This is a genomic window from Paenibacillus sp. FSL W7-1088 (assembly GCF_037969855.1).
Classification (GTDB): domain Bacteria; phylum Bacillota; class Bacilli; order Paenibacillales; family Paenibacillaceae; genus Paenibacillus.
Genome location: NZ_CP150216.1, coordinates 7,007,402 through 7,020,878 on the forward strand (window position 1 = coordinate 7,007,402; position 13,477 = coordinate 7,020,878).

Consider the following 13,477-nt stretch of genomic DNA (forward strand, 5'->3'; position numbering starts at 1 on the left):
AACCCTCCCTGGACCTTGAATGTTGTACTTAGCCTATCCTTAATGTTCAGACACTTGCTGCCGACAAATCGCCGTCGAATTGCGGTGATTCAGCTTCGGTTGGATAATGACCGGATAATCCACCTGCTCATCACGGATCAAAGATACGATCAGCTCTGCTGCCTGTGCGGCCAGTTCATCCAGGGGCGGGCCAATGGTGGTTAGCGCCACCTCGGCATACTGCATATCCGGCAAATCATCATAACCGATTAACGAAATATCATTGGGCACACTGTAGCCCGCTTCCAGCAAAGCCCGCAGCGCACCTCGGGTCACCAGGTTATTCAAGCCAATAAACGCCGTTGGCGAATCCGATTCAAACGTGTACTGCCGAATGGCAAAATATCCGTCCTCCCAGGAGGAATGTGCAGGCAGCACATGGCGGTGATCAAATTCAAGTCCTGTGCGCTGCAACGCTTCCCGATACCCTTCAAGCTTGATATTTTGAGAGTTTCCAATGAAACCAATTTGGTGATGTCCCAGTGATTTCAGATGTTCAACCGCTTTGTATATGCCCTCTTTCCGGTCAATCTTGATGTAAGGGGAATTCGGGGCTTCATCTGTACCAAGCACGAAACATGGCATGTTTAGTGTTGCAAACTTTTTCCAGAAGGCATCCCGATTATCCAGCGCATAATCCCACAGGATACATCCATCCACGCGAAGCTGGCTAAAAACATCCAGCCCATCATCCGCGACGACCAAAATCATCTGGTATCCACGCTTCTTCAGCTCCGCATGCAGATTGCCCGATATATTCGAGAACAACGGATTGCTCAGTTCATCAAGAACAAAGCCAATAATGTTGCTTCTGCCGGTGGAAAGCTGCTGTGCCATAATGTTTTTTCGATATTGATGCTTCTCCGCAACCGCGAGCACCTTCTGCCGCGTCGCCGGTTTGATGCGGGGATCACCGTTGAGTGCCTTGGATACCGTGCTGTAGCTCACTCCCGCCAGTTTGGCAATGTCCTTAATGGTTATCAAATCAATCAACACCTCTCAACCCTTGGGAAGCTTATTGCTGTGCAGCTTTATACCGGTCATATTGCGCCTGTCTGCCGGCAATAACCTGCTCAATGTTCATTTTTTTCAAAGTCTCGATATAACTGTCAAACTGATCCAGACTGGTATCTCCGCTTATAAATTTGAAGTTCATCTCTTCCACATACGTCGTAATATCCGGCATGGACATACTCTCTACACTCGCTTCATCCGGCAGAGCATATACGAATGGAAACGGCTCGTGGATGTATGGCTCCAATTCCTTGTCGAGCTTGGCATGCCACTCAGCCACAACGGAATCGGCCGAATCCGTAGACTGAATGTTCGGCAGATTCACGGGACCAATGCCGAGTTTCTGGATATAGTCATTGTCCTTGCCTTTGTCCGTGAATGTCTTCACGCCATTTTCTTCGGTATACGTATCACCCTTGATGCCCCACGTATAATACGTCTGCGCTTCTTCACTTACTGCATAATCCAGGAAACGGAAGGCGAGCTCCGGATTTTTGCTGTCTTTGGAGATTCCAAAAATGCCGCTCACAGGCGTACGTCCGATATAAAACTGATCTCCATGCGGGCCTTTCAGTGGCAGAATGCCTTTGAAGATAGGCTCCGCCGGGTCATAATCCTTGAACAGCGGACTGTAGACCATCGACATGTACCAGCTAAAATTAAACGTAGCTCCGGTTACATCCTGCGAGATGCGGGAGGTCACCTGATCACTTGTGGTACTGGCGTAGTCCACCCCGAGCAGGCCTTCTTTGTAAAGTCCATTCAGGTATGTCAGATATTCCTTGTAGGCAGGCTCATAATAGCTGAAATGCACCTTGCCCTGGTCATCCGCATAGAACTGATTGGACAGATCAAGGCCAAAAGCAGGACCAAATGCCATCGGCACAAACTTGGATTCCATGGACAACGGTATTTCATCCGCTTTGCCATTACCGTTCGGGTCGTCTGTCTTGAATTTGCGCAGCATCGCTGTGAACTCATCCAATGTTGTAGGTTCATTCAGTCTCAGCTTCTTCAACCAGCGTTCATTCACCATGAACACCGGCATGTAGTTTTTCGTAAGCGTTTGCTGCGGAACATAATACATTTTACCATCTGGCGTCGTTAAACTGGCTTTGACGGATGGGGATTTGTCGTATATTTTTTTGAGATTCACACCATACTTCTCCACCAGGTCGTTCAGCGGAATAAACAGACCACTGTTAATGTATTTCATGAGCTGATCCTGATCCGGCAGATAGACGATATCAGGCAATCCTGTTCCAGCCGCAAGCCTTGGATTCACCGCATCCGCGTAGTTCTGTGGGGGAATGAGATCCCAATCGACCGTTACCCCGGCATTGCTCTCAATTTTTTTCACAATCTCGGCAGTAGAGAGATCCACGTTGGTCGTCCAGGCGTTGGTCCCGAGAATCGACAGCTTGGCATCTTTCTGGTCCGTTACCGGACCTGCTCCGGTGTAGTTGAACGCTGGCTCCGAGCTTGGTGAAGCACTGCCCTTATCTCCCCCTGCTCCTGTACTGCTGCTGCATCCTGCAAGACTGATGGCAAGTATCACCGCGAGAACACTTTTTCTTCCAGCCCCTCTGATTATCATCCGTTATTCCTCCTTGTTATGAACAACCTTGGGTGGTACATGGTGATCAATAAGGCTATCCTTTCACGGCTCCGAGGGTGATCCCCTTGACGAAGTACCGCTGGATAAAAGGGTAGATCGTAACGATTGGCAGAATGCTGACCACAATCGACACATACCGGACCTGAAGGGTGGACACCGCGAGCGCGCCCGTGGTCATTGTGCCACCCATTTTTTGCATGACCTCCGGCGATGCCATGATCAGCACCCTGCGCAGGAACATTTGCAAGGGCTGCATATCCTGTTTGCCCAGATATAGCAGGGCTGAGAAGAAGTTGTTCCAATGGAATACGGCGTAATATAACGTCAGCACAGCAAGCGTTGGCTTGATAATGGGTATCGCCAGGCGATACAGCATCGTCAGTTCATTGGCCCCGTCTATGCTTGCACTTTCGAAGATTTCATTCGGAATTCCCTCAAAGGCTGAGCGGCAGATCATGACATTAAACGTAATAACCAGCACAGGAAGCACCATCACCCAGCGGGTGTTATATAGCCCCAGCGACGTAATCAGCATGTAGACCGGGATGAGCCCACCCGAGAAATACATGGTGAAGGCGATGAAAAAGTTCAGCTTTCTGCGCAGGAAAAATTGCTGTCTGGATAACGGAAATGCAGCGAGGCACGTAGCTACAATATTCAGCAGTGTACCTATAACGGTGTACCACAGGGTGTTATAGAAGGACACCCACAACTCCCGGTATTGCAGCACCATTTTGTACCCGGACAAGGTGAAGCCTACCGGCCACAACGCAACCTTTTGTTTGTCGATCGCATCAACCGAGCTGAATGAAACGCTGATCACATACAAGAAAGGGTACAGCGTAACGACAACCGCCAATATGGTCAGCAGGTAGACAAATCCGTAGAATAACCGGTCACTTCTCGATTTTTGCATACAGGTCTCCTTTGGGTCGGGATATGGTCTTACCAGAGTGACATCTTGGTCAGGCGCCGGGTCATCGTATTAGCCGCGAACACAAGCATAAAGGTGATGATAGAGTTGAACAGGCCGACGGCTGTCGCAAATCCGTAGTTCTGTCCTTCAATCCCCATCCGGTACACGTAGGTGGATAACACGTCTGCGGTCTCATAAGTAGCACCGTTATAGAGCAGATATACTTTCTCGAAGCCTACGCTCATAATGCCGCCAAGCGACAGGAGCAGCAGGATGACAATCGTTGGTTTGATGCTGGGAAGTGTCAGGTGCCATAGCTCCTGGAATTTGTTGACGCCGTCAATTTTGCCGGAATCGTACATTTCGGGGTCAATGCCCATAATGGCTGCAATGTAGATAATGGAGCTGAAGCCAAAGCTCTGCCAGATATCGGAGCTGGTGAATATCGTTCGGAACCATCCGGCGTCCATCATGAAGTTTACTTTCTCCATACCGAGCTTGGCAATCAGGGTGTTCACGATCCCGTCCGTGGGTGACAGGAAGTTAATAATCATGCCCGCGACAACGACGGTCGAGATGAAATGCGGAAGGTAGGTGACAGTCTGGGCAAACCGTTTGAACGCCTGATTCTTGATCTCCACAATACAGACAGCGAACAGAATGGGAATGGAGAAGCCGAACAGGAGTGGCAGAAAGGCAAGTAAAAACGTGTTGCGCAGCAGCCTCCAGAAGTAGATGGAATTCACGAACTGATCAAACCACCTCAGGCCCACCCATTCCCCGCTGAACATTCCCTGCCCCGGCATGAAATTGCGGAAGGCCAGCAGCATGCCAGGCATGGGAACATACATGAAGATGACGTAATACAGAAAAATGGGTGAGAACATCAGCAGCAAATATTTATCCCGTTTGATCAGGCTGAACAGCGTGGACATGCGATTTTTCACCTTTCAGACACCCCTTCACATTAAAATTACAACGTTTGAATTTTCGGGAACAAACATGCCGCTTCATTCATCATTCGGTAAAATCCACTTGAACATAAAATACATTTGGTCCCTTTAAAAATGGAATATTAAGACAAACAAAAAGCGAATAAAGACGTAGACATAAACACAAAACCATAATTACAACGTTGTAATTTTCCCCTAAATGTATACGCTTACAAAAACTATTTTTCCCATCTTAGCAAAGTCCATCGGGTTTGGCAACAACAAAAATCAGTGTTTGCTTGCGAAGAGATCTGCAAAGTTTTTCCTGTCAGGATGCATATTAGCGGGTAAAAAGGCGAGAAAAAAGGGCAACGAACGAATATCTCCCGTTCTGCCCCGCTTTTGTCATGCCTCCACCAGCGTTCTGGTGCAGCGCAGGATTGTTCTATTTTTGAAACGTGTGCCTGTGGCTTCAACCTCTTCGGATTCTACATCTGGTTCCGATACTCCATCGGTGTTACACCCGTCACGCGCTGAAACGCTCTGTAGAACTGACTGACGTTGGAGAACCCCAACCCAAAGCTGATAGTGGTCACAGAATCTGTTGTATGGCGCAGTCGTCGGGTGGCTTCCTCCACACGCAAATTCAGCACATACTGATACGGCGTTGAACCCGTCAGTGCCTTGAAGGAACGCATAAAGTGATATCGGCTCTGGTGCGCAATCGCCGCCATCGATTCAATATCCATTGGACTTGTATAGTCACTGTGTATATACTCCAGCACGCGCCGCAGATGGGGGTCAATGAACGCTCCGCCGTTGCTGCTTGTTCGCTGAAGCAGATTCTTAAACTGTCCGTAAACCAGACCAGCCCCCACGCTCCCCGCCATACCTGTTCCTGAAGTTGCCAGCGTCAGGTTACGGTTACTCCCATTTGGTTCACCTGTCAGCATCCGTCCAAGATAGGTCTCTACGGCAAGCTCCGTTTCCTGTATCTGCAATGGTTCAGGCGCATCGTCCAGCAAAATGGCATTCCAGCCTCGAAACAATCTGCTAATTTCAGCAGGATCGAAGCTTTGTGTGGTCCGAAATTCGGTCTGCGCCCCTTGCCTCCCTGAATCCTCCAAGCCGCCAACTGGCGGATTACGAAACTTGATCACGATCACCGCGGAATCCGAATCAATCTCGAAAAAGTGCTCCATCCGGGGATGCGCAATAATCCCCAGTCCTGCTTCTAGTGGATAAGCATGCTGTTCCTGCACCAGATGGCATTGTCCTCTTACAGGCAACGTAACCTGATACCAGTCATCATGCACATGAGGTTCATTGGCGAATCCGCCAGAAGCCTTCCACAATTCCAATCCATTCAGCATCATGTATAATTCCATCGTTTCCTCACCTGCTGACATTATAGCAAATCGTGCTCACTTTCCAAGCACTTTTCACAAAGACAATATCTGTCTGTATCTTTTATCATGGTAAAAAAATAATTCGAGGTGATCTCCCGTGGCACAAGCCGCTGTAAGCAAAATGCAAATCAATCACTCCGCCAATTGGGCGCTTGCCGGAGTCAGCTTCGCCCATCTGCTGAATGATGCGATGCAGACTGTTGTCCCGTCTGCTTTTCCGCTGTTCCAGCAAACGATGCAGCTCAGTTTCGCCCAGATGGGCTGGATTGCCTTCACATTGAATATTACCGCATCGGTCCTACAGCCGCTGGTCGGTTATATGTCTGATCGCAAGCCGATGCCGATCCTGCTGCCCGGAGGCATGTTGTTCTCCCTGATCGGTGTTCTCGGCTTTGCCTTGTCTTCCGAGTTATGGATGCTGCTTGTCTCCGCAGCGTTGATTGGCATAGGATCATCCATTCTCCATCCTGAATCCTCACGCGTCGCCCATCTGGCAGCAGGTCGCGGACGCGGAATGGCACAGTCCATCTTCCAGGTCGGTGGCAATACAGGTCAGGCTCTCGCCCCGCTGCTGGTTGCCTTTATCCTGCTTCCGCATGGACAGCTTAGTTTTCTGTGGCTCATGGCTTTTGCTCTAATCGGGATCGTTATCCAGTCTTCCGTTAGCCGTTGGTATAGAGACAAATTGGCGGATAATCGCAGCCGTCAGCAACAGCCTGTACAGGCAAATGGCATTGTGCAGCCTGCTGCCCAGCTTGTAAGTCGGGGATTTGTCGCTTTTACAATGGGTATCCTCATCCTGCTGCTGTTTTCCAAATTCGTGTATATTGCCGGTATGACCGGATACTATGCCTTTTATTACGCCGATGCGTATAACCTGCCTCTTTCGCAGGCCCAGATCTGCCTGTTCGTTCTGCAATTCGCGGGCATGGTTGGAACCCTGCTCGGAGGCCCACTGGCTGACCGTTATGGACGCAAACCGATGATCTGGTTCTCCATCGCGGGTACTGCACCATTTTCACTGCTGCTGCCTTATGCGGGACCTGCTCTCTCCATGGTATTGTGCGGCATCATCGGTTTGATTCTGATGTCCGGTTTCAGTGTCATCATTGTCTACGCACAGGAACTGCTGCCGCGTCATATTGGGACGGTATCGGGATTGTTCTTCGGCCTGTCGTTCGGCATGGCGGGACTCGGCTCGGTTGTGCTTGGTTCCCTGATTGATGTGACCAGCATTTCATTCGTCATCAAACTATGTTCTTTTTTGCCGCTGCTCGGGGTGTGTGCTGTATTCCTGCGCCGGGATCGGCCAAGAAACGCCTAATATACATTGAAACGTCGTTCGTTTTGTGACTACAATAAGGTCAGAATAATGAAGACAGAGGCTAAACAGAAGGAAGGAATAACCCATGATCATTGATGTACAGCATGTTACTTGGAAAAGGGGACCGATCACCCTTCTGAACGATGTCAGCTGGCGTGTAAACGAAGGCGAGCATTGGGCATTGCTTGGCCTGAATGGTTCCGGTAAAACCACACTCCTGAACATGATCACCGGATATCTCTGGCCCACAGAAGGTACGATATCCGTGCTCGGACACCGTTACGGGGATGTGGATTTGCGTGAGCTGCGGAAGTCGATTGGCTGGGTCAGCTCCTCCCTTCAGGAGAAATTGTATGGCACCGACCGCACCCAGTATGTCGTGATCAGCGGCAAACACGCCACGATCGGACTGTACGATAAACTGTCCGACGAGGATTTGGATCAGGCACGAGAATTAATGCATACACTCGGCTGTCAGCATCTGTGGGATCGCGAATATCGTACCTGCTCCCAGGGGGAGAAGCAGAAGCTGCTCATTGCCCGAGCCCTGATGGCTAACCCGCGTGTACTCATTCTGGACGAACCCTGCAATGGACTCGATCTGTTCTCCAGAGAGCGGCTGCTGGAAAGTATCAGTGAGCTGACGCAGAAGCCGGATACCCCTTCGCTCATCTACGTCACTCATCATACCGAGGAAATATTGCCTGTGTTCAGTCACAGCCTGCTGCTCCGGCGGGGTGAGATCGTGAATAGCGGATTAACCAGCGAGTTGATGAACAGAGACGTACTGAGTAACTTTTTTGAATCACCTGTAGATGTGGATCGACATGGAGAACGTGTCTATGTCAGAGCATCGGATAAATAATTTTTATGTTTATATCTATTCACAGTCAGAACAGTCGAAGCAGCCCAAAATCTTATCCACATGTGGACAGGTTTTTGGGCTGTTTGGCTATGTTATGAATTATCCACAGTATTCTGTGTACTATTTCCGGGCAGAGAGGAATAAAAACAACGGAATCCGCTGTCTGCGCAGGTACGTCTCCTCGTTCACAAAATGCTGACGCTGAGGCGCCGATTCCCGCAGATGCTGTACTTGAAATCCTGCCTGCTGTAATGCCATGTAGTAGGATTCGATGGAACGATGCATTTTTTTCACCGTACCCCCAAGCCATTGCTGCTCCCGAAATCCCTCCACAAAATACTGATCGACGACCCAGTTGGTTCGGACCCCCGAAGGCTGCAGCGTTGACGTAATCACAGGATGTTCTACCGAAAATACGAATGTGCCATTTTCTTTTAACGTGTGGTATATTTTGCGAAACAGGCTGTCCACATCCTCAATATAATGAATCGCCAGTCTGGATATGACCAGATCATATGTATCCGCAGGATAGCTCCAATCTTCCATATATCCTTGCTCAATCTGTGCGTTCTGGCCCTTTATCGATTCATGGGCAGCCTGAATCATATTCACTGAACCTTCAATTCCCGTATAACTGCCACCACGGTGGTCGGGACCGAGCAGTTCTGCTCCGAACCTCGCATCCCCACAGCCGAGATCCAATATGCTCTTGCCCTCAACGTCTCCAATCAGCTCCAGCATTACAGGCTTCTCCAACGTATCATTGGCATTCTCCTGCCACTGTCGGCGCTCCATATACTTCTCGAAATTGGCCCCATTTTCGTAAAAATCCGATCCCCGTTCGCTCATTGCACAATCCCTCCATTAAGTGATGAAGTTCAGCTCTCATATCAGCCTGGAAGATTATACACCTTTGGAAGCTATAGTTGAAACCCTTGCCTGATTCAACCTCGGTAGACCTGAAACCAAAAAAAGTACAGCCAGCGCTATCTTGGCGCCGCACTGTACTTCTTTTTTTATAGAAAAGCATGGATCAGGAACAATACAGCAAAAGCGAGACCCGACCTCAGATGCCACTGCCGATCTAGTTTCTTGTAACGGAAAATCCCGGCAATCGGAACAGGAAGCAGAGCAATCCCAGCGAGCAATCCCGTAATATGATTAAAATCCAGCTTGAAGTTAAACAAAAAAGCGCCAATCACATGAAGGGCTATCAATCCCATTGCAACAATGGCTATCGGGACGTGTAACCGCCGGGCTATGCCCAGAAGCTTTACAGCTAGTTTCCTGATTTGCGTCCAGGCGTCAAGCCATTTACGTTTCATTACAAACAGGATCACGTAATAACCCAGTACGATAAAGAGCAATATCCGGGCCTGAGAGCCATAACCCTTATAAGCCTCGCGGATGTGGTGGTCGTTCCAGTTCGGGGTACTGATATATAGATGCAGCATGCTCCACAGGCCGTAAACCAAGATAACTGCTGTCACCACCAGACTGAGCAATACCCATTTACGGTCTTTCTTCGGTATATACGATTTCTTCTTTACGGCTGCTTTGTTCATGATCGTTGTTCCTTCCCCTTCACAATGAATGGTTTATTCCTGATGAGGAGAAGTATAGCACCGCTTTCTGTGAATTTTCTAAGAAAAGCATCTATCGACAAAGAAACCATAACTCTTTTGGCGGATGTTTTCTTGCAATATCAGGAAGCGAATGCTTCGAAGTTTATACTTGCTTAAATTATAAGAATAAGCAGCCCTGCTATGCAAAATCGCCTGGTTTGTGGTTTGTCAGATGACTAGCTCAACCAAAGCGCTGCGTTTTGTACCATTTACTCTCACGTTTCTTGATCTTGTCCATGACCAAAGAGTAAAAGGCTTTGATCGAGATGAGAATAAACAGCTGCGCATACGTAAAATAGGATACACAGGCGTATATGAAATTACGAGTATTACTCTGCCCAATGTCTGCCGCAAGTGCAAGATTGATCTGCAATACATATATAAAGTACATAAACGCCCAGCCAATGACGAGAAAGACATACGCATCTCCGGCAAATTGAAACGGTGAACTCACTCCCGGTTTGAACATCGCAATGATCTGGTAGACCAGATTAACGAGAAAAATGATATCCGATACAATGATGGCGAGCATAAACCAAAAGTAACTGACCGCATAATACAAAACCAACAACTTGTTACGCCAGCTGGACCGGTTGAACAGGTTATGGATATTATCCAAAACAACCTGGTAGTTCCCTTTTGCCCATCGTTCCCGCTGCTTCATGTACACGCTGACCTTTTCCGGCTCCTGTTGATAGGCTTCTGCCTGAGGTGCAAGGGCAACGAACTGCCCTCGATTCAAAATCTCAAAGGATAATGCCGTATCTTCCGTGATCGCCGTGACATCCCAGCCGCCAATCTCACGAATCAGCTCCGTTTTAATAATATAATTAGTCCCCGGAATAGAACCGAGCTGGAATAATTCCCACAGCCCTGTGTGGTAGACTCGTTGAGATGTAATAATCTCCAGATTAATGCATTTGGAAAGGAAGTTCTGCCCCCGGTTCCTTGCTTTATTTCTGCCAAATACGACACCGTATTGCTCCGGGTTTTCCAACGACTTCTGTGTCAGAAACATCAAGGAATTTCGCTCAGGGGCAGCATCTGCATCAAAGATGCAAATCCACTCACCCGTGGATATCTCCAGACCGTCATTTAACGCACCAGACTTGCCTCCCGTACCCTTACGCTCCATAATGGTCACATTCCGATGTACATAACTGGTTTGGCTGAGAAATGTCCGCAGCTTCTCCGCTGTATCGTCCGTGCAGTTATCCGCAATAACGATGACCTGAACCTTATCTTCAGGATAATTCAGACGCAGAATATGCTCCACGGTAGCTACAATTACCAATCCTTCATTATGTGCAGGTACCATGACGGTTACAGTGGGATAATGATCCATGTTCTCAGGAATCTGAATCCCCTTTTTATCCTGTTTTTGAATAAAACGAACGGCTCCAGCCATAATGACTATGGATTCAAATACGGCAATCCATATACTAAATATGGAGAGTAGTAATATAAAATCAGCCACTTACCTTCCTCCGATCATACTTGCGATTGACCTTGGATCGAAAGCGAAGAGTAGCAATCGTTAATACAATTGTAAAAACCGCGAACATACAGCTGACGGCGATACAAATCGGGATGAACCATGACATGTAGTCCACAGAGCATCTCTCCTTTCACGCTAGTTTTATATATACTCTCCAATGAGATCTGTCTCCGTGTTCCGTTCCAGCGCGGCAATAACAGCATCAATATCCTCATACTTGCCGAACTGTTCCTTCTGGAATACCAGTGCACCGGATCGAATAACCGTCTGTAGTTCATTGCCTTTTTTATCAATTATCTGCAAGTCCATCATCGCTTTTTTGATCCGTCCTGTAAGCACTGGCAAGTACCCCGCATCGGTCATCGGGCAAATGATCACAAACCGTCCCCGATCCACATAAAACTTGTAATCCTCATACCGGATTTGCTTCTGGATCGTATTGGACAGCTCCAGCAGAAACTGTGCATATCTTACGGAACCAAGTGACTCCAGTACCAATGGCAAAAATTCAATCTTGAACATAGCCATGCTGAACCCATATTGCTCCGAATAACGTCTGGCAAGATTGCTTTGCTTAATGACCGTATCAGCAAGAGCTTCCTTGTTACCCAAGGATGTATCCGGATCAATCTGCGGATTACGTTCCTGCAGCTCCTGTAGACGTTCCATGACACGGGCACTGCGCACAAGACTTGCCTTAATAAAAGCTGCGACAGCTACATTAGCCGGGATCAATAACCACCATGAGAACGTCAGCACATTCACATCCGCATAGGTAACAAGCCAGACAAAGTAAGAGACCAGATATACAAATCCGGCGACGACAGACACTCCGACAGGTATCACAAAACCAAGAACCAGCGCACCAAGCGATGCAATACTGAACACCACATCCAGTGTGGTATAACTCTGATTCATATAAATTTTAAGATAGACAACGAGTTGCTGGATCACGGCTAGTCCGATCAAACTGGCATATCCCCATGCAATACGACGAATGGGCGCTTTATTCCTCATAAGTGCCTTCTCTCCAGTAGAATTTGATAGTGACAATCAGGATACAACAAAATATGACATGATTAGACAAATATTATGCTAACACAATATTAAACACATAAAATGACGGAATTATCACTTTTCAAGAAATTTTTGTAATTCAGTCTCGCCAAGCAAAGGGAACAGGTTATCAAACATATGGGTATCGCCATCAAATACGTACCCTCCTGGATAAGCGTTATCCAGACTGCGCAAGGTGATCATATGGTTATACAGCTGATTGGCCCATTTTGGATCACTGGATTGAACAGCGAGCAGCAGGGCGAGTCCATAAACAGATGGAGATTCATAGGATACGGCGGGTGTACGACCCATCCGTTTATATTGGCCCGGCAGCTGATGGCGGGTATCGAACTCTTTTTTCAAAAAGGCAATTAGCTTGTCCGGTCTCCGATCGGTTGCCGTTAGATGGTTAGCAACAATTAGCTGATCGATCAGGTTGACCGTGTCATCATATGTATATTCTTTCGTTACAACATTAAAGGCTTTAGGGTAAAATACGCCGTCATCCGGCATGTTTTTCAGCAGGGATTCATATTTGATATAGGTTCCGGGCTCCAGCATTTCATGCTGTTCCATCGCGTGCAGCGCCTGCAGATCAACATAAACCAGACTTAATGTATCCGAGGAAGAGCCGTTAGAGAAATCATGAAAATCGACATAATACCCCTTGTTCTGAACGGATTGCGTCAGTGTACGGACAATATCAGAGGCTGTTGCCAGCTTCTCCTCCCGGCCCTGCTCCCACTGATCTGCCGCCTTCAATAATGCCCCGACGATTCGAACATCATCGCCAAGCGCATTGGTGGTCACATGTGATGTTCCATCCGCGTCCACCTTCCAGGCAATATAGTCTTGCGGCATCAGAAAATAAGTCTTTAAGAGATCATAACTCTGCTCAAATAACACCTGATCGTTCTTGGATACGGCGTATTGCATCCACAGTCCGACGGACTCAGACAATGCCTCTCGACCTGCCACTATATTTGGATCTTGTGACGGAGCATCCTGAAGATAGGTGGCCAGAGTGCCATTCGAGTTGGTCATATGCTTCTGGACAAATGAGACTGTTGGAGATGGATCATTGATCACAAACCTCTCCTTTATGAAAATAATCCATGCTGCTGCTATACTGACTGCCAGTATGACCAACCACATTCGTCTTTTCCGGTTCATGACCT

At 48.0% G+C, this 13,477-nt stretch carries 12 protein-coding genes; 2 read left to right on the forward strand and 10 right to left on the reverse strand.

All coding sequences use genetic code 11. The annotated features are described in order from the left end of the window. Window positions 1-39: 39 nt before the first annotated feature. From MKY42_RS31515 to MKY42_RS31535, 5 genes are all read right to left on the reverse strand, one after another. Window positions 40-1,023: a LacI family DNA-binding transcriptional regulator gene (locus tag MKY42_RS31515; RefSeq protein ID WP_179262452.1), complete on the reverse strand. Its 984-nt coding sequence runs from the start codon at window positions 1,021-1,023 to the stop codon at window positions 40-42. 31 nt (window positions 1,024-1,054) lie between these two features. After that, complete coding sequence (locus MKY42_RS31520; protein WP_339847438.1) at window positions 1,055-2,650, reverse strand: extracellular solute-binding protein; 1,596 nt, start codon at window positions 2,648-2,650, stop codon at window positions 1,055-1,057. Between the two features lie 55 nt (window positions 2,651-2,705). Continuing rightward, window positions 2,706-3,587, reverse strand: a complete 882-nt coding sequence (locus tag MKY42_RS31525) for a carbohydrate ABC transporter permease (protein ID WP_090903005.1) — start codon at window positions 3,585-3,587, stop codon at window positions 2,706-2,708. A gap of 29 nt (window positions 3,588-3,616) precedes the next feature. Then, on the reverse strand, window positions 3,617-4,534 hold the full coding sequence (locus MKY42_RS31530) for an ABC transporter permease subunit (RefSeq protein WP_339847441.1): 918 nt from the start codon (window positions 4,532-4,534) through the stop codon (window positions 3,617-3,619). A 473-nt stretch (window positions 4,535-5,007) separates the two neighbouring features. Then, entirely contained in the window at window positions 5,008-5,907 is a 900-nt protein-coding gene (locus MKY42_RS31535) for a helix-turn-helix domain-containing protein (RefSeq protein ID WP_339847444.1), read from the reverse strand. A 142-nt stretch (window positions 5,908-6,049) separates the two neighbouring features. Between MKY42_RS31535 and MKY42_RS31540 the strand changes: the two genes are divergently transcribed. Continuing rightward, window positions 6,050-7,252 (forward strand): MFS transporter, encoded by a 1,203-nt coding sequence (locus MKY42_RS31540; protein ID WP_177185840.1) that lies wholly within the window; start codon window positions 6,050-6,052, stop codon window positions 7,250-7,252. Between the two features lie 85 nt (window positions 7,253-7,337). Next, entirely contained in the window at window positions 7,338-8,117 is a 780-nt protein-coding gene (locus MKY42_RS31545; RefSeq protein WP_090902999.1) for an ABC transporter ATP-binding protein, read from the forward strand. Window positions 8,118-8,237: 120 nt separating this feature from the next. Here the strand turns inward: MKY42_RS31545 and MKY42_RS31550 are convergent, their stop codons facing one another. The 5 genes from MKY42_RS31550 to MKY42_RS31570 form a co-directional block, all read right to left on the reverse strand. Further along, window positions 8,238-8,966 (reverse strand): methyltransferase domain-containing protein, encoded by a 729-nt coding sequence (locus MKY42_RS31550; protein WP_339847449.1) that lies wholly within the window; start codon window positions 8,964-8,966, stop codon window positions 8,238-8,240. A 167-nt stretch (window positions 8,967-9,133) separates the two neighbouring features. Next, the gene (locus tag MKY42_RS31555; protein WP_090902995.1) at window positions 9,134-9,682 is read right to left on the reverse strand and encodes a hypothetical protein; all 549 of its coding nucleotides are present in this window, start codon (window positions 9,680-9,682) and stop codon (window positions 9,134-9,136) included. Window positions 9,683-9,923: 241 nt separating this feature from the next. Further along, complete coding sequence (locus tag MKY42_RS31560; protein WP_090902993.1) at window positions 9,924-11,219, reverse strand: glycosyltransferase; 1,296 nt, start codon at window positions 11,217-11,219, stop codon at window positions 9,924-9,926. A 162-nt stretch (window positions 11,220-11,381) separates the two neighbouring features. Further along, window positions 11,382-12,257: a diguanylate cyclase gene (locus tag MKY42_RS31565; RefSeq protein WP_179262446.1), complete on the reverse strand. Its 876-nt coding sequence runs from the start codon at window positions 12,255-12,257 to the stop codon at window positions 11,382-11,384. A 114-nt stretch (window positions 12,258-12,371) separates the two neighbouring features. Further along, on the reverse strand, window positions 12,372-13,472 hold the full coding sequence (locus MKY42_RS31570) for a glycosyl hydrolase family 8 (protein WP_339847460.1): 1,101 nt from the start codon (window positions 13,470-13,472) through the stop codon (window positions 12,372-12,374). Window positions 13,473-13,477 lie beyond the last annotated feature (5 nt).

What these genes read in the sequence shown, in the direction of transcription:
- MKY42_RS31520 (WP_339847438.1), bottom strand. Translation starts at nt 2,650, where the DNA reads ATGATAATCAGAGGGGCTGGAAGAAAAAGTGTTCTCGCGGTGATACTT.
- MKY42_RS31525 (WP_090903005.1), bottom strand. Translation starts at nt 3,587, where the DNA reads ATGCAAAAATCGAGAAGTGACCGGTTATTCTACGGATTTGTCTACCTG.
- MKY42_RS31535 (WP_339847444.1), bottom strand. Translation starts at nt 5,907, where the DNA reads ATGGAATTATACATGATGCTGAATGGATTGGAATTGTGGAAGGCTTCT.
- MKY42_RS31540 (WP_177185840.1), top strand. Translation starts at nt 6,050, where the DNA reads ATGCAAATCAATCACTCCGCCAATTGGGCGCTTGCCGGAGTCAGCTTC.
- MKY42_RS31545 (WP_090902999.1), top strand. Translation starts at nt 7,338, where the DNA reads ATGATCATTGATGTACAGCATGTTACTTGGAAAAGGGGACCGATCACC.
- MKY42_RS31550 (WP_339847449.1), bottom strand. Translation starts at nt 8,966, where the DNA reads ATGAGCGAACGGGGATCGGATTTTTACGAAAATGGGGCCAATTTCGAG.
- MKY42_RS31555 (WP_090902995.1), bottom strand. Translation starts at nt 9,682, where the DNA reads ATGAACAAAGCAGCCGTAAAGAAGAAATCGTATATACCGAAGAAAGAC.
- MKY42_RS31565 (WP_179262446.1), bottom strand. Translation starts at nt 12,257, where the DNA reads ATGAGGAATAAAGCGCCCATTCGTCGTATTGCATGGGGATATGCCAGT.
- MKY42_RS31570 (WP_339847460.1), bottom strand. Translation starts at nt 13,472, where the DNA reads ATGAACCGGAAAAGACGAATGTGGTTGGTCATACTGGCAGTCAGTATA.